General features: G+C 40.4%; 14 protein-coding genes. 3 read left to right on the top strand and 11 right to left on the bottom strand.

Translation table 11 applies throughout. The features are described 5' to 3' along the window. Window positions 1–35 precede the first annotated feature (35 nt). Window positions 36–842: an NAD(P)H-binding protein gene (locus FK178_RS13705; RefSeq protein ID WP_146836386.1), complete on the top strand. Its 807-nt coding sequence runs from the start codon at window positions 36–38 to the stop codon at window positions 840–842. A gap of 108 nt (window positions 843–950) precedes the next feature. Here FK178_RS13705 and FK178_RS13710 read toward each other — a convergent pair whose 3' ends face one another. From FK178_RS13710 to FK178_RS13720, 3 genes are all read right to left on the bottom strand, one after another. Then, window positions 951–3,023 carry a M13 family metallopeptidase gene (locus tag FK178_RS13710; RefSeq protein ID WP_146836389.1) on the bottom strand — a complete coding sequence of 691 codons (2,073 nt, stop codon included), beginning with the start codon at window positions 3,021–3,023 and terminating at the stop codon, window positions 951–953. A 95-nt stretch (window positions 3,024–3,118) separates the two neighbouring features. Continuing rightward, window positions 3,119–3,673 carry a nuclear transport factor 2 family protein gene (locus FK178_RS13715; RefSeq protein ID WP_146836391.1) on the bottom strand — a complete coding sequence of 185 codons (555 nt, stop codon included), beginning with the start codon at window positions 3,671–3,673 and terminating at the stop codon, window positions 3,119–3,121. Window positions 3,674–3,712: 39 nt separating this feature from the next. Continuing rightward, window positions 3,713–4,300 (bottom strand): hypothetical protein, encoded by a 588-nt coding sequence (locus FK178_RS13720; protein ID WP_146836393.1) that lies wholly within the window; start codon window positions 4,298–4,300, stop codon window positions 3,713–3,715. A gap of 142 nt (window positions 4,301–4,442) precedes the next feature. On the opposite strand from FK178_RS13720, the gene FK178_RS13725 reads away from it, so the two are divergent. Then, window positions 4,443–5,387 carry an NAD-dependent epimerase/dehydratase family protein gene (locus FK178_RS13725; RefSeq protein ID WP_146836396.1) on the top strand — a complete coding sequence of 315 codons (945 nt, stop codon included), beginning with the start codon at window positions 4,443–4,445 and terminating at the stop codon, window positions 5,385–5,387. 162 nt (window positions 5,388–5,549) lie between these two features. Here FK178_RS13725 and FK178_RS13730 read toward each other — a convergent pair whose 3' ends face one another. The 4 genes from FK178_RS13730 to aspS form a co-directional block, all read right to left on the bottom strand. Then, on the bottom strand, window positions 5,550–5,747 hold the full coding sequence (locus tag FK178_RS13730; RefSeq protein WP_139066456.1) for a cold-shock protein: 198 nt from the start codon (window positions 5,745–5,747) through the stop codon (window positions 5,550–5,552). A gap of 101 nt (window positions 5,748–5,848) precedes the next feature. Then, window positions 5,849–6,076, bottom strand: a complete 228-nt coding sequence (locus tag FK178_RS13735; RefSeq protein ID WP_240793845.1) for a hypothetical protein — start codon at window positions 6,074–6,076, stop codon at window positions 5,849–5,851. A gap of 16 nt (window positions 6,077–6,092) precedes the next feature. Then, window positions 6,093–7,883, bottom strand: coding sequence for a chloride channel protein (locus tag FK178_RS13740; protein WP_146836402.1), 1,791 nt, complete (start codon window positions 7,881–7,883; stop codon window positions 6,093–6,095). Window positions 7,884–7,942: 59 nt separating this feature from the next. Then, window positions 7,943–9,691: an aspartate--tRNA ligase gene (gene aspS / locus FK178_RS13745; RefSeq protein WP_146836405.1), complete on the bottom strand. Its 1,749-nt coding sequence runs from the start codon at window positions 9,689–9,691 to the stop codon at window positions 7,943–7,945. A 207-nt stretch (window positions 9,692–9,898) separates the two neighbouring features. On the opposite strand from aspS, the gene FK178_RS13750 reads away from it, so the two are divergent. After that, complete coding sequence (locus tag FK178_RS13750; RefSeq protein WP_240793846.1) at window positions 9,899–10,258, top strand: toxin-antitoxin system YwqK family antitoxin; 360 nt, start codon at window positions 9,899–9,901, stop codon at window positions 10,256–10,258. 159 nt (window positions 10,259–10,417) lie between these two features. Here FK178_RS13750 and FK178_RS13755 read toward each other — a convergent pair whose 3' ends face one another. From FK178_RS13755 to FK178_RS13770, 4 genes are read right to left on the bottom strand one after another with little or no spacing between them, the layout of a single operon-like run. Continuing rightward, window positions 10,418–13,903, bottom strand: a complete 3,486-nt coding sequence (locus FK178_RS13755) for an efflux RND transporter permease subunit (RefSeq protein WP_146836408.1) — start codon at window positions 13,901–13,903, stop codon at window positions 10,418–10,420. Window positions 13,904–13,924: 21 nt separating this feature from the next. Then, entirely contained in the window at window positions 13,925–15,085 is a 1,161-nt protein-coding gene (locus FK178_RS13760; RefSeq protein WP_168194602.1) for an efflux RND transporter periplasmic adaptor subunit, read from the bottom strand. A 22-nt stretch (window positions 15,086–15,107) separates the two neighbouring features. Beyond that, the gene (locus tag FK178_RS13765) at window positions 15,108–16,487 is read right to left on the bottom strand and encodes a TolC family protein (RefSeq protein WP_146836413.1); all 1,380 of its coding nucleotides are present in this window, start codon (window positions 16,485–16,487) and stop codon (window positions 15,108–15,110) included. Then, window positions 16,477–17,079 (bottom strand): TetR/AcrR family transcriptional regulator, encoded by a 603-nt coding sequence (locus FK178_RS13770; protein WP_146836416.1) that lies wholly within the window; start codon window positions 17,077–17,079, stop codon window positions 16,477–16,479. Before FK178_RS13770 ends, FK178_RS13765 begins: the two co-directional genes overlap by 11 nt. Between the last annotated feature and the right edge of the window lie 120 nt (window positions 17,080–17,199).

Consider the following 17,199-nt stretch of genomic DNA (forward strand, 5'->3'; position numbering starts at 1 on the left):
GAAGTGGATGTTGAAAAAAGATAAGAAGAGCGTGTATGAATATATCTGTTTTAGGTTGCGGATGGCTGGGATTACCTTTAGCTAAAAGATTGCTGGAAGAAGGGCATACAGTGAAAGGCTCTACAACCTCCATGGATAAAATGTCCCGGCTTACAGCTGAAGGGGTCATCCCTTATAAAATAAAAGTTTATGAGGAAGGGGTTCAGGGAGATCTAACCTCCTTTTTAAGTGATGCTGAAATTCTCATTATCGATATTCCCCCCGGTACCCGGAAAGACCCTGAAGCCAATTTTGCGGGAAAAACAGGAAGAATAACTGAATATCTGGATAGATCTTCTGTGAAACAAGTAATCTTTATAAGCTCCACTTCGGTATATGAAGATGGAGTAGATATTCCGGAATATAATGAGGAGGATGCTCCCAATGCGACTGCTGCGAATTCATTACAACTGCGTGGAGCCGAAACTCTTTTAAAAAAATCTGGAATCAATGTTCTCAGTATTATAAGGTTTGGCGGACTTTTTGGCCCGGGAAGGCATCCCGTCAAATACCTCTCCGGCCGGAAAGACATCAGCAATCCCGAAGCCCCGGTTAATCTTATTCATCTGGAAGATTGTATTGGGATTATTATGGCAGTGATAAGTTCAGGATCACAAGGGGTTTTCCTTGGAGTTCATCCGGATCATCCATCTAAGAAAGAGTATTATACCGCTGTAGCCAGGGCAAAAAATCTACCGGTCCCGGAATTTGATCATTCAACCCCCTCAAAGGGGAAACTCATAAAAGCTTTGAGGTTAGAAGAGGAGTTAGGCTATGTCTTTAGTAAAAGTTTGCTTGATTAAGGATCATTTTTACTCCGGGAATTACTTAATTTTTACTGGGGGGTAGTATATAATAAAAAAGGGCCTGCATTGCTGCGGCCCTTTTTAGGTATTATTGGAAAATGAGTATTACCAGATAAGCACCCGGTTTTCAGGAGCTACATACATTTTGTCACCTTCTTTAATATCAAATGCCTTATAGAAAGCATCTATATTTTGAAGAGGTACAAATGCGCGGTACATCCCCGGTGAATGCGGATCGGTTTTAATTCGGTTTCTTAAGGCCTCATCTCTCATTTTGGTACGCCATACAGTGGCCCAGGACATAAAGAATCGTTGTTCTGGTGTGAAACCGTCAATTTTACCCGGATTTCCGTGCTCCTTCAGATGAATTTGAAGTCCGTCATAAGCGGCATTCACACCACCAAGATCTCCAATGTTCTCCCCAAGGGTGAATTTCCCGTTTATGTATACACTGTCTAAAACCTCAATTGCACTGTATTGGTCAGCAAGAGCGCCCCCAAGACCTTCAAATTGCTTAAGGTCGTCTTCAGTCCACCAGTTATTCAGGTTACCCTGTGAGTCAAATCTTGAGCCACTGTCGTCAAAACCGTGAGAGATCTCGTGGCCAATTACTGCGCCAATGCCGCCGTAATTTACAGCTGCATCTGCCTTATAATCATAAAAAGGCGGTTGAAGTATAGCTGCAGGGAACACGATCTCGTTATAACTTGGGTTGTAATATGCATTTACAGTTTGTGGAGGCATGAACCACTCGGTCTTATCTACAGGATTACCAAGTTTGGCCATTGTTTCCTTAACTCTCCATTTACTGGCGTTCAACATATTCTGGAAAAATGAACCATCCTTGTCACCCGGTTTGGAGATCTCAAGTTCGCTGTAATCTTTCCATTCATCGGGATATCCAACTTTTACTACAGTAGTTCCCAGTTTTTCAATAGCCTTTACTTTGGTGCTGTCGCTCATCCAGGTAAGGTTGTTTATCCTTACTTCAAATGCCTTGATAATGTTCGCAATCATTTCCTGGGCCTTCTCTTTAGCTTCCGGCGGGAAATTTTCCTCTACATATAATTTTCCAAGGGCTTCCCCCAAAGAACCATTTACAGTAGCCAAAGCGCGTTCTTTCATTGGGCGTTGTTCCTTCGCTCCCTGTAAAGTTTTGCTGTAAAATTCCCAGTTTGCTTTTTCAATCTCTATACTAAGCATGGAGGATGCATCATTGAAAAGATTCCAACGCAGGTAGGTTTTCCAGTCGGCAACATTGTTTCCGGCAAAAGTGGTTTGCAGGGCCTGCATGTATTTAGGCTGTGCAACGATAACGGTATCCACATTGGCTGCACCAATTTCATTAAAAAAATTCTTCCAGTTAATAGCCTTTACCTGGCTTTGTAACTGTTCTACAGACATTGGATTGTAAGTTTTGCGGGCATCGCGTCTTTCAACTTTATCTAGTTGCGGTCTTGCAAGGCTGGTTTCAAAAGCAAGAATAGTTTCAGCGTTTTTAGCAGCAACTTCCTGCGAATCACCCAGGTACTGAAGCATTCTGGTAATATGGGTTTTATACTTTTCACGAATGTCCTTAGAATCTGCATCTTCCCCTACGTAATAATCACGGTCCGGTAATCCTAAGCCAGATGGATATAAATACGCAGCATTTGCATTACTGTCTTTAGCATCAGAGCGTACGGTAAATCCAAAGAAACCGGCACCACCATATTGCTGCATTTCAGTTAAATATTTCTGCAGGTCTTCCTTGCTAGTAATAGCCTCTATTTTTTCAAGATAAGGCTTTAAAGGTTCAACCCCTTTTTGGTTACGGGCAACCGTATCCATAATGCTTTGGTATAAATACACAGCTTTTGCCTGATCGCTGGAAGCGTCCAGGTTCTTGTCTTTCGAAGCTTTTTCTAACAGGGCAAGCGCGCTGGAATCTGTATTCTTGCGCAATTCATTGAAACTCCCCCAGGTGGTCTGGTCTCCCGGGATCTCTGTAGAGTCTACCCATTTTCCATTTACATACCTGAAAAAGTCATCTTTGGGGCTTACCGTAGTGTCCATATAGGCCAGGTTGATCCCGCGGGGTTCTTCCTTTACAACTACTTTTTTATCATCATTGTTGCATCCGGTTACCACCGCTGCGCCAATAAATGACAGGATCATAGCATTGGTTATTTTTTTCATTCTCAATTATTTGATTAAAATTTATGCGCTAAAATAATAAAAAACAGCAGATTAAATACAGAAAGGTTTTTGTGGAAAATACAGCATGTGCCAGCCTATTTATCAAATTTGGCGATAAAGCTGCTATCGAAATCCTTTTTGATCTCCACGATCTCTGTTACATTTTCGTTGGGAATTGCGATTGAAAGAATATAGTGCTTGATTATCCAGTTATTATCCACCAGTTCCAAAACCCCTGACCCCCTGCATATTCCCATTTGGGTGTTTAGCAGTTCATCAAACCAGGCAGTTTGATTATTTTCTGAAATGTAAATATTCCTCTCGATCGTGGAAAAACTCCAGGCTTTTCCCTTGTCAAAATAGGGTTTTGAAAAGTCACGAAATTCCTGATTTTGCCAGTTTTCAGTGGCATCGGTTCCTATGAACACCCCATCCCGGGCCATAAGTTCAAAGTAGGGATCAAATTGAGCTTCAGCCGCGGCTTTATGCCATTTCTCCAAAACTGTATCAATATTCTCTCTTGCCTCCTCTGTATTCACAGGCGGTTGTGAAGTTTCAGCTTCAGTAGAAGTAGTTGTTTTAGTGGTGGTAGTAGAGAATTCACAGCTGGTGAAGATACTAAGGATAAAAAGTAGTTGGATTATTTTCATGATAATGAGATCTGGTGAATATGAAATTGAAAGGGATAATTATTTTCGGTCACGGGTAGCTCCCGGTAACGGGGGTATTTGGGTTTGAGATGAATCTTCCTCATTTGGGTCAAAAGCATCCAGTTCAGCTTCAAAATCTTCAAGTGTTTTCAGGAATATCTCATTGAGCTGGATCTTGAAATTATTAAATTCTACCGGGATCTCCTGTGCTGTAGCGGCTATTTCTTCTGGATTTGGATTTCTTTTTTTGGACAAGCGCTCTAACACACGGGCTTTAGTGTATAGCACCGAGAGCCGCGTTTGTACCCCATTGGTAACGAATTGTGGCGGAACGGTTCCTTTAAGCGATTCCATAATTTCTGCGATGGGCGTTGCATTGGATATAACTTCGTTTATGGTATAGGTCCTGAAATTTTCAATTTCAGACTGGGCCGTAATATATGCCAGCCATTCTGAGGTAATTTCATTTGTTTCGGGTAAAAGTATTACTTCTTCATTGGGGTAGTTCAGAAGTTTGCTGAAAGCAGTAGTATCCTTAAGGGTTTCAGGTTGCTGTCCGGTAGATTTTCCTCTCTCATTACACCCAGTAATAAGGAGCAAAAGGACAATTTGAAATACAATTTTCATATAGGTGCTTGAAAGACAAAGTTAAGTAAATCATTTTCTAAAAATATAAAATTAAGGAGGGGAACAAAATTCTCATTTTTACGGCAATCCAGCTCACATCTTTTATGAAATCAATATATTTGCGCTAGAAAAATTATATAAAATGGATTCTAAAAAGATATTGGTTATTGGCGCTGCAGGTCAAATAGGCAGCGAACTTACCTTAAAATTAAGGGAGTTCTTTGGAAAAGACAATGTTATTGCCAGTGATATAAAAGATGGGAGTGAGGAACTTATGTTTTCGGGTCCATTTGAAATTGCCGATGCCACAGATAAGGATCTTATTGAAGAAATAATTACTAAGCACCAGATCACCGATGTTTATTTAATGGCTGCAATGCTAAGTGCCACTGCAGAGAAGATCCCAATGAAGGCCTGGCATCTTAATATGGAATCCCTGTTTATAATTTTAAATCTGGCAAAAGACCAAAAGGTGAACAGGGTATTCTGGCCATCCAGTATTGCCGTTTTTGGGCCTACAACTCCAAAGGAGGATACCCCCCAAACCACAGTTATGGAGCCTAGTACAGTCTACGGGATATCAAAACAAACGGGAGAGCGTTGGTGTGAATACTATTTCAACAAATATGGCGTAGATGTGAGAAGCCTAAGGTACCCGGGAATTATAAGCTATAAGACACTTCCTGGTGGCGGCACAACAGATTATGCTATTGAGATCTTCCACGAAGCCATCAAAAATAAAAAATACAGCTCTTTCCTTTCTGAAAAAACCGGGCTGCCCATGATGTTCATGGATGATGCCATTAAAGCAACGGTAGATATTATGGAAGCACCTTCAGAAAACATAAAGGTAAGATCCTCCTATAACCTTGCAGCGATGACCTTTACGCCTGAAGAATTGGCGAACCAGATCAAAACCCAAATTCCAGAATTCGAAATTTCTTATGAACCCGATTTCCGGCAGAGTATTGCCGATTCCTGGCCGAGTAGTATTGATGACAGCGAAGCGAGAAAAGATTGGGGATGGGAACACGAATATGATCTTTCCAAATTAACCAGCACAATGATAGAAGGATTAAAAAACTAATCCTACTTGAATTTCAAGCTTAACAGAATTCCATTTTTAAAATAAATCATTATAAGAATGGAATTTTTTTATTACCTCATTAATCAGCTGAAACAGAAAAACCCCGTCTAATTGCTTAGACGGGGTGGTTGTTAGGTTTTCGAATTAAGATATAAAAATATATTAATCGTTGATAACACGCACCTGAGCTGCGGTTAATCCTTTTCTTCCTTCTTCTTCAACGTACTCAACTTTGTCACCTTCGTTCAAAGTCTCACCATTAAGACCTGTAACGTGAACAAAAATGTCTCTTCCTGTTTCGTCGTTAGTAATGAATCCATAACCTTTAGACTCATTGAAAAATTTAACTGTACCTTCCATTGTAAAAAAATAAATAATTAATAAAGCACAAACTTACATATTTTTATTTATCAACTATAGTTAAAATAAAATTCTTTTTAACGTTATTGATTATAAGGGAGTTAATCAATTCCTCTGTCCTTCATTTTCTTCATATTTTTATCGGAAAGTGTATAATCTTCCAATTTTTTCCCCTTCCATCTTACATATAAAAAAATAGGCATAAGTATAAATGCAAAGGCCAGGACTGCCAATCCTATAATGCGGTCTCCCATTACAAAGTCATCATTAATTCTAAAATAAAACCCTGTGCCCACTGCAAGGAGAATTAAAATTCCTAAGATTTTCATTATTAAATACATACTTCTAGACTGTTACTTCGATTAATTTTTGCCTGTAGGCGGTTAACAATTTGGATTTAGATATAAATCCAATATACTTTTCATTTTCTATTACAGGTAAGTTCCAGGCATCGCTTTCCTGGAATTTTCTCATAATATCTTTAGTGCGATCCTTATTAAGGTCAATAACCTCCGGCGCTTCCTGCATAAGTTCCCGTACTTTAATCTCATCATATAAAGCCTGGTTGAACATTACCGGCCTTATATCATCCAATAATATAATTCCCACAATATGTTCATTTTCATCAATCACGGGGAACAGGTTGCGGGAAGATTTGATCACTCCGTTATGAATAATATCTCCCAGGGTAGCGTCAACATTAAGGGTTACAAAATTTGTCTCGATCACCTGCCTGATATTCAGCAAAGTTAATACCATTTGATCTTTATTATGGGTGATCAATTCTCCCCGGGAGGCAAGGTCCAGTGTATAAACCGAATGAGGCTGGAATTGCGAAGTGATCATAAAGGAAATTGCCGCAGTTATCATTAAGGGAACAAAAAGTTCGTATCCGCTGGTGAGTTCGGCAATAAGGAATATGGCGGTTAGGGGGGCGTGCATGATCCCGGCCATAAGCCCGGCCATTCCAACCATGGTAAAGTTGCTTACTGAAAGGGGTTCTTTAAAGATCCCCAGGTTGTTAATGATCAATGCAAAACAATGGCCCATAGCACTGCCCATAAAAAGGACCGGTGCAAATATCCCGCCCACTCCTCCGGCACCCATAGTTAAAGAGGTAGCAATTATCTTAAATACAACCAATCCGGCGAGCAGGCCTATTACAACCCAAATATTGTCCATATAGGCTTCAAAAACATTTTTACCTAAGGCATTAATATAATTTTCCTGAAGCAAGTTATTTATAACATCATATCCTTCTCCATACAAGGGAGGTATTAGAAAAATGAGGACCCCCAGGGCAAAACCTCCTATGAGCAGCCGGTTTAAAGAGGAGACGATATTGCTGAAAAATTTATTTATCCGGAAATAGATCCTGGTGAAATAAATAGAAAATAATGAGGCGAAAACACCCAGTAGAATATAGAATGGCACTTGGCCAATCTCAAATTCATCTGTAAGTTGTGAATGGAGTATAATATCTGACCCAGAGAAGAAATAAGTGGTAAGTATTGCCGAAACCGATGCCAGCAATAAGGGGATCATGGAAATAAGTGTAAGATCCAGACTAAAAATTTCAATTGCGAAAATTATGGCGGCAATAGGTGCCTTGAACAAGGCAGACATAGCACCGGCGGCGGCACAACCTATTAAAAGTGTTCTGGAAGCCTGGTTCATCTTAAAAAACCTTGAAATATTGGAACTTATAGAGGCACCGGTTACCACGGTAGGTGCCTCCAATCCTACAGATCCTCCAAAGCCTACCGTAAGAGGAGCGGTAATTAATGAGGCATACATCTGGAATTTTTGCATTATTCCCTTGCGCCGTGAAATAGCATGCAGGGTTGTGGGAATACCATTTCCTATTTCCCGGCGTAGGCCCCATTTAACTATAAGTACTGTAAGCGCCAGTCCTATTACAGGAAATATGAAATAGAAGGCCGTATGGTAATTAATAATTAATTCCCCTTCCAATAATTGCTGAATATAATGCGTGAGGTTTTTAATGGTTACTGCCACCAGGCCCGCAATAAATCCAATAACTGCGCTTAACAGCATCAGGAATTGATGATTTGTAAGGTGTTGGGTTTTCCACAGGGCAAATTTATCTGCCAGTTCTTTGGTTCTTATGCTCACACAAAAAATTATTAATAGGTGAATATAAAAAATCCTGCGGGAAGCAGGATTTTAAAAATTTATAATTTCACCTGGAGATGAAGTTCTTTTAACTGCTCCTCATCCAGTTTTGCCGGGGCATCTATCATAACATCCCTACCGTTGTTATTCTTTGGGAAAGCGATGAAATCTCTGATTGTCTCTTGGCCTCCAAGTATAGATACAAGCCGGTCAAATCCAAATGCAATTCCGCCATGAGGGGGAGCGCCGTATTCAAAAGCATTCATAAGAAAACCAAACTGTTCCCTTGCCTGTTCTGGGGTAAAACCTAAATAATCAAACATTTTCGCCTGTGTGGCTTTGTCATGTATTCTTATTGAACCACCTCCAATTTCGTTTCCGTTTAAAACCAGATCATAGGCATTGGCGCGTACAGCACCAGGATCTGTTTCCAAAAGGGCAATATCTTCGGGTTTTGGTGAAGTAAAAGGATGGTGCATGGCATGATATCTCGATGTTTCCTCATCCCATTCCAGAAGCGGGAAGTCCACCACCCACAAGGGGGCAAATACATTTGGATCTCTTAATCCCAATTGCGTGGCAAGGTGCATACGCAATGCGCTAAGCTGGGCACGGGTAGCGTTTGCATTGCCTCCCATTACCAGGATTAGATCTCCGGGATTTGCTCCTGTTGCGTTTGCCCATTCCTTGAGATCTTCGGCAGTATAAAACGTATCTACAGAGGATTTTAAGGTTTTATCTTCGTTATATCTTGCCCAAACCAGCCCGGTAGCTCCTACCTGAGGCCGCTTTACCCATTCAATAAGGGCGTCAATTTCTTTTCGTGTATATGCTGCTGCGCCGGGAACGGCTATTCCTACGATTAATTCCTGTTGGTCAAAAACATTGAAACCTTTGTGCTTGGCAAGCTCATTAAGTTCGGCAAATTCCATCCCGAAACGAATGTCCGGCTTGTCATTCCCATATTTTTGTATAGCTTCAGCATAGGTCATCCTTGGGAAGTTTACAGATTCTACCCCTTTTATTTCCTTTAATAAATGTATTGTAAACCCCTCAAAAATATTAAGAATATCTTCCTGGTCCACAAAGGCCATTTCACAATCTATCTGGGTAAATTCCGGTTGCCGGTCTGCCCGCAGGTCTTCATCGCGAAAACATTTCACTATTTGGAAATATTTATCCATACCACCTACCATTAATAACTGCTTAAAGGTTTGTGGCGATTGGGGAAGAGCATAAAACTGGCCTTCGTTCATGCGGCTTGGAACTACAAAGTCACGTGCCCCTTCAGGCGTAGATTTGATGAGGTAGGGAGTTTCCACCTCGATGAACCCCTGGTTGGAAAGATAATTTCTCACCTGCATTCCAACCTTATGACGAAACATAAGATTTTCTTTTACCGGATTTCGGCGAATGTCCAGGTACCGGTATTTCATTCTAAGCTCTTCCCCGCCATCAGTGTCATTTTCAATGGTAAAAGGTGGGGTAAGGGAAGCATTCAGCAGCTTATAATCTGAAACCAGGATCTCAATATCTCCTGTAGGCATTTGAGGGTTCTTGGATTCGCGTTCAATAACGGTCCCTTTTACCTGTATAACAAACTCCCGACCTAAATTGGCCGTTTCTTTCATCATTTTTTCTGAAGTTCTCTCCTCATCAAAGATCAATTGGGTAACCCCATACCTGTCCCGAAGGTCTACCCATATCATAAAACCTTTATTTCTTATTTTCTGCACCCATCCGGCCAGGGTTACTTCCTCTCCTATACTGGCAATTCTTAATTCACCACAGGTATGACTTCTATACATAATATGCTCTTGAAAAATTGAAAGGCAAAAGTAAGAAGTAATCATGGGTTCTAAAGGAATAAAGCCTTCAAAAGTTTCCTGTTACCCAGGAAAATATTTGAATTCGACTTTTCGCATTAGGGTCCAATGTTAATTTAATGTTACCAAATCCTTGCGTAATTGTAAAGTAATTTTTAAATTTATAGCACTTTGAGAAAAAGCGGGCTTATGAACCTAATGAAACTTTGTTACGCCGCTGGTGCTTTTTTAATGGCACCGGTGCTGAGCGCGCAAGAAATAGAACCCAAATTTGAAATACAGGGTGAATTAATAAAAGGAACATATTATTATGAAAATGGAAGTGTTAGACAGGAAGGTACGTACAAGGGAGGAAAACTCCACGGGGAATGGGTTTCTTTTGACCAAAGCGGTAAGAAGAATGCCCTTGCCAGGTACGAGGAAGGGGTCAAGATGGGCAAATGGTTTTTTTGGTCTCCTGATGTTTTAACAGAAGTAGAATACCGCAATAATGTTATTGCTGAAGTAACAGAATATAAAAGGCAGGGAATTCTTATAACCAGGAATTAAAAAGCCCTGCGCAGTTTAAACAAACCTGAAGTGAAAACTTCAGGTTTGTTTTTTTTTTTTAAAGGCCAATACAGCAAAAACCCGCACTTTTCTTTTAAAAAAGTGCGGGTTTAAAAATTGAGTTAAGTCTGGCCCTTTCGGGCGAAGTTAAAATTCCACTTAACTCTGCAACTCCTGATTTTTTATTGCCTTAAGTCTTTTTCGTTCAACTCTTTTATTGCGAATATTAACCTTGCTTCTGTTTACCAGGTAGAACATTACAGGTACTACCACCAGCGTGAGAAAAGTTGCAAAAACCAACCCGAATATAACGGTCCAGGCCAATGGACCCCAGAATTTCACATTATCACCACCTACATATATCTTGGGGTCATAATCTATGAACAGGCTGAAAAAGTCTATGTTAAGCCCCACGGCGAGAGGTATTAATCCCAGAACGGTAGTTATTGCTGTTAATAATACCGGCCGTAATCTTGATTTCCCTCCTGCTACTATAGCGTCAAAATATTCTTCGCGGGTAAGAAGGTCTTCCGGCTCATAACCCAGGATATCTTTCTGGCGATCTATTAATAACTGGGTGTAATCTATAAGTACAATCGCATTATTCACTACAATACCCGCAAGGGAAATAATCCCCATCATAGTCATGATTATAATGAAATCCATCTGGAAGGTTACCATACCCAGGAATACCCCGGCAAGACTTAGCATAACCGCCATTAGAATGATGACAGGTTTTGAAAGTGAGTTAAACTGGGCGACAAGGATCAATAAGATCCCTCCAAGCGCAATAAGAAGAGCCTTCAGCAAAAAGTTCATATTCTCTGCTTGTTTTTCCTGTTCTCCTGTAAATGCCACCGTCATATTTTGCGGAAGGTCATAACTATTCATGGCTATCTTTAACTGTTCTACAATTGCATTGCCATTATAGCCTTCCAGTACATTGGAATATAAGGTTATTACGCGTTTTAAATCTCTTCTTTTTATGGAGTTAAATGCGGTAACCGAGGATTTTTCCACTACAGAGGAAATTGGAACCTGCACCAATTCCCCCGAATTGTTCCTGAAGGTAACAGGTTGGTTGAACAGGGCATTTTCATTATACCTCAAATCTTCATTAAATCTTACGTTGATCTCATAATCATCACTTCCTTCCTTATAAGTAGACACCTCTTCCCCGTAAATAGCCCGTCTGAGAGTCTGGCCAACGGCTGAAGTAGAAACACCCAATTGGCCGGCTTTACGTCTATCTACCCGTACATCAAGTTCAGATTTGGATTTGTTTACATCAAGTTTCAATTCCTCAATACCGGCTATGTTGAGTTCTCTAATGAAATTGCGAATATTTTCGGCTTCTGTTAGCATCTCGTCATAATTCTCCCCCTTCAGTTCTATGTTAATTGGATATCCTGAAGGTGGTCCTGCGGCATCTTTTTCAACAATAATGGAAGCACCTGGAAAATCTTTTACGGCAGCTCTCACTTCACTTAATACCTCGCTGCTTTTTACCCCGCGCCGGTCATTAAATTCTCTCATTGATAAAGTGATCTTTCCTTTATGTGGCATATCGCTTTGCTGCCCTCCATCGGTTTGGGGGTTCCCCGCCCCAAGTCCTACCTGCGAAATTGCAGATTCTACCATGAAATTATAGCCATTCTCATCCTCATATTTTTTAATAACCTCAAAGACTTGGGCTTCCACTTGTTTGGTGAGTTCATTGGTCCGGGCAATATCGGTTCCTTCCGGGAATTCAATATAGGTTATGATCTGGTTAGGCTCATTTTCAGGAAAAAACAGGACATTAGGCTGAACGAGCCCTACCAGGATAAAGGAAAATATAAGCAAGCCCAGGGTTCCGAAGAAAAAGTAATATGCTTTTTTCTTCCGAAGGGCATATTTAAGGGTGCGCTCGTAGGTGTTTTCAAGTTTTTTCAGAGCTTTGAACTGGAAGTAATCTACACCACGTGAAAGGAAATATTTGTAGATCCACAGCATAATCGCTGCGAAGATCATTAAGTTTCCAATTCCGCGGAAGGCCCCGGTATTCATTACAAATCCAAGTATCACCAGGATAAGTCCCACTCCTGCAAGTATCCCGCTAAAACGAATAAGTCTTGCTTTGGTGAATTCATTTTCCTCGGTTTGCATGAAGCGCGAAGTAAGCATTGCATTAATAATAAGGGCCACAAATAAGGAAGAACCCAAAACTACCGAAAGGGTCATAGGAAAAATCATCATAAACTTTCCAATGGTTCCCGGCCATAATCCCAATGGGAAAAATGCAGCCAGGGTAGTAGCGGTAGAAGCAATTATGGGCCAGGCAATTTCACCTACACCCTGTTTTGCCGCCTTTAATCTGGGCATTCCCTGGTCCATAAGGGAATATACGTTCTCAACTACCACTATACCATTGTCAACCAGCATTCCCAGCCCCATAACAAGGGCGAAAAGAACCATGGTGTTAAGGGTAAGCCCCATACTGGAAAGTATTATGAATGAGAGGAACATTGACAAGGGGATGGCAAATCCTACAAACAACGCATTCCTGAACCCAAGGAAGAACATTAATACCACCACTACGAGGATCACCCCAAAGATGATGTTATTAACAAGGTCATCTACCTGGTTTTGGGTTTTTATTGATTGGTCATTGGTAAGGGTGATTTCAATATTATCGGGGAAATACTCTTCTTTTTCCCGTTCCACGATCTTTTTGATCTCCTCTACAGCTTCAATCATATTTTTTCCTGCCCGCTTCTTAATATCAAGCATAATAACCGGATCTCCATATTCCCGGGCGTAGGTGGTAGGATCTTTTTCCTGGAACCTTATTTGGGCAATATCTTTAAGGAAAATATTTCCTCCATCCCGCTTAACTACAATATCTTCCAGTTCCCGCGGATTCTCAATCTCTCCAATGATCCTTATATTCTTTTGTACGCTGTTAGAAATTATATTTCCCCCAGAGATCGTGCGATTCTCTGCACTAATTGAATTAACCACATCATTAAAACTTACCTTGGAGGCTGTCATTTTATACACATCCAGGGCCACCTCGATCTCCATATCCTCGGCACCCCTAATAGTGGCTTCTTTGATTTGAGGAAGCATTTCAATTCTATCCTGAAGGTACTCGGCATATTTTTTAAGCTGCTGTACCGTGTAATCTCCTGTAAGGTTAATATTGAGGATAGGCATTTCCTCTGTTATATTAAGGTCAAAAACGTTTGGCTCAACCTTCGCCCCGTTGTCCATGGTAGGCCAGGTAGTTTCTGCCTTTACAAGGTCAACTTTGTCTTTAATTAATTGCTTTGCAACATTGGGACTTTCATCCTCATCAAATTCAACTATAATAAGAGAATAATCCTGAAGGGTAGTGGAGGAAATCTCCTTTACACCGGCCACGTTGTTAAACTCCTCTTCCAGGGGCTCGGTAATAAATTTCTCAACATCCTCTGCTGAATTTCCCGGGTTTATGGAGCTTATATAAATTTTGGTTTCAATGATCTCGGGAAAAGACTCGCGGGGCATGCTGTAGTAGGAAAGCAAACCTCCCACAAGTATGATGGCCACAATTACGTAAACCGTCATCCTGTTGTCTATAGCCCAGGAAGAGATCTTAAATTCTTTGTCAATTTTATTCATAAGTGATAAGTTAACCTGGGCTTAATTTTTTAATTTGACTTTTTGATCATCGCGTAAATTTCTTCCGCCCTCTATGATTATGAGGTCTCCCGGCTCAAGACCGCTTAAGATCTCGATGTCTTCACGGTAAGTGTACCCTGTTTCAACGATCACTCTTTTGGCTACTCCCGTGCTGTCACTTTCTTTTTCGAAAATATATACCAGGGTTTGACCCTGGGAATTTTGCTGAATAGTGTTTTCAGGAACTATTATGGCATTTTCTGAAGTATAATCGTTCAGTTTTACAGTTGCTATTAGGTTTGGCTTGATCTGGCCGTCTTTATTTGGAAGGGCAACTTCTATCTGGAATGAGCGGTTATCTGGATTTATGAAATTTCCAACCTGGCGCACAACTCCTTCAAATTCCTGTCCTATTGCTGCAATCTCCACTACTACGGCAGTACCCGTTTTAATTTTACCCAGATAACTTTCTGGAACTGCAGCCTGGACGTACATATTATCCAGGTTTACCAATCTAAAAAGTGCATTTTGGCCGGGATTTACCACTACTCCCTGGTCAGATATTACCTGGTCTATAACCCCGGTAAAAGGTGCTCTCACCACAGTTTTACCTACCTGGGTCCTGATTTGATTTACAGAATTTTGAGCTGCGTCATAATTGGTCTTTGCTTCAAGGTATTGAATCTCTGAACCTATGTTCTGTTCCCACAATCTTTTCTGGCGCTCGAAAGTTGTTTTCGCCAAAGCAGCCTGAGCTTCGATCTGGGCAAGTTGACTTGAAAGTCCGCCATCATCAATTCTGGCAAGGATGGCTCCTTTATTTACCTTTTGCCCCTCTTTCACGTATACTTCCCGCAGCAAGCCGGAAAATTCCGGGTAGATAAGGATGTTCTCTTTTGTGGCCACATCTCCCTGCACTTCGGTAAAATGTCTGAAGGAAGTATCTACTACCATTTTGGTTGTAACCAGCGGTATATTTCTTTCAGGGTCAAGTTTAATTATGGCCGCGTCCAGCATATCAATTTGAGTGTTGATCTCCCGCTGCCGCTCACTTAATTCAAGTTTTTTTGACTTGATCTGGGCCAGATCATTGGTGTCTATTACCTCCTTAACCGATTTATTTTCTGAATTTCCGCAGGATATAAGAAGAAGAGTAGCTACGCCAAACACGAACTTTTTCATAATTGTATAATATTGAGATCTTTTATTTTTCATTGCTATAGGAAGAATTATCCAGAAGGTTTTCCAGAGTGGTTTTTGTAGTAATTACGTTTAACATAGATTGAAGTAATTCCTGTTGGGCAGCGAAAAGCTGCCTTTGGGCTTCGCTTAATTCAAAGCTGCTGCCAAGTCCTTCAAAGAACTTGATCTGGTTCTTGTTCTCAATTCGTTGCGCGAGTTCAAGATTTTGTTTTTGAGTCTGGTAATTTTCCAGGCTAAATTCATAATCATTCCGGGCACTGTTAATTTCAAGCCTTACCCGGTTTTCGGTTTGATCCAGATCTATAAGTGCCTGCTCATATTCCAATTGTTTTTGTTGGGTCCGGGCACTGCGCAGCCCACTGCTAAAAATTGGAATATTTAAACTCACTCCCAGGATAGATTGGGTAAAGTAATCCTGTTCCTTATTAAAAAAGGTAAAACTTTCACTAAAGCCCTGAAATCCATAGTTTACAAAACCTGTAAGGCTTGGAAGCGCTTTGGCTTTTTCCAATCTTACAAATATTTTGGCAGCTTCCGCACTGTTTTCGGCAATGAGGTAATCTATATTTTCTTCTACGGGTATTTCTTTAGCCAGGAGACTAAGGTCATAATATTTCATAGCCAGAGAATCCAGGTCTTCCACAAGGGTAACCTGAGTATCTACAGGAATTCCAAGGCTAAGGTTGAGCATTTCGTAGGATAGACCAAGCATTCTCCTGCTTCGGTTTAAATTATTCTGAAGGCCCAGCAACGTGATATTCAATTGCTCCACATCTTCTTCTTCAGCAAGTCCATTTTCAAAGATTTTTTTTGTGTCCTGAAAATTCTTATCAATAGAATTCACATTATTTTCCAGAATGCTTACGCTTTCCTTGGCAAGTAAGACATTGGCGTAAGCAGAAATTATCGCCTCTTTTACAGATTGTTGTGTTTTGATCTTTGCATTCTCTGAAATTTGCAAAAGGGTTTTGGCAGACTGCACCCCAACAATATAGGAACCATCAAAAATTAACTGATTCCAGGTGGCGGTGCCGCCAAGGTTTTGTTTAGTCCCAAATCTTACAGGAACAAATGTCCCCGGTTCTCCTCCTGCAATCTCTGCGGGTATCAAAGTAACCGGTTGTTTGATATAATTTTGGTAATCTACATTTCCGGAAATTTGAGGTAATCCCTGAGCTATGATCTCCCATTTTTGCTTAAGAGTCTTTTCCACTTCTTTGGATGCTATCCTGGATGAATAATTGTTTTTTAAACCAAAATCAATTGCTTCCTCAAGGGTGAAAGTATAGGATTCTTGTGTTTCCTGTTTCTGGGCCCAGAGGGACGCGGTAAGCAAGAAGATGAAGAAGGATGCGTATATTTTTATGTTTTTAAATATCATTTGTAATGAATTGGTTTAATTTTTCCAGACCTGCCGGGGTGGCAATGGCCCGTAGGTGATATTCCAGAAAGTTGTCATAAAGAATTTTCAATCCTTGCAATTCCGGCGGGAAAAGTGACGGATTTTTTATACCGGTAATCCCCACAAAATAGATCTTGCTAATAAAATCAACCGGGATGTTAGACCTGTAATCTCCGGTTGCGATTCCCCTATTGAGATTTTCCTCAATTGAACAGGAAATAAGATGATGATTGCTTTTATGAACTTCTCTGTAGATCTTGGGATAATATTTTTCCAGTTGAAATTGGGGAGAAGACTTTTCGTCCTTTAAATATGAGGTGGTAAATTGCTTGATCTTAAAAAGCTCCTCAATTGGGTTGTAGCTTTTACTTTTTATCTCTTCAATTCCTTCTGTGATCTTTTGCAGTACATATAGGGTTACCGCCTCTATTAATTTAGTCTTGGTGGGGAAGTGGGCATAAATGGTTTTCTTGGATATCCCCATATTTTGGGCAATATCATCCATTGTCACACTCTTAAAACCAAGGGAGAGGAACAAATCGGCAGAAGTATTTATTATTTGTTCTTTCACTTATATAGTTATTGGCGGCAAAAGTACGAAAGGAAACTTTAAAAACTAAAAAAGTTTCCTAATATTTTTAAGTTTTAAAGCTGGGGAAGAAATCATAATAAATTCTATTATTCTATTTTA

This window comes from Antarcticibacterium arcticum (genome assembly GCF_007993795.1).
Lineage (GTDB): Bacteria > Bacteroidota > Bacteroidia > Flavobacteriales > Flavobacteriaceae > Gillisia > Gillisia arctica.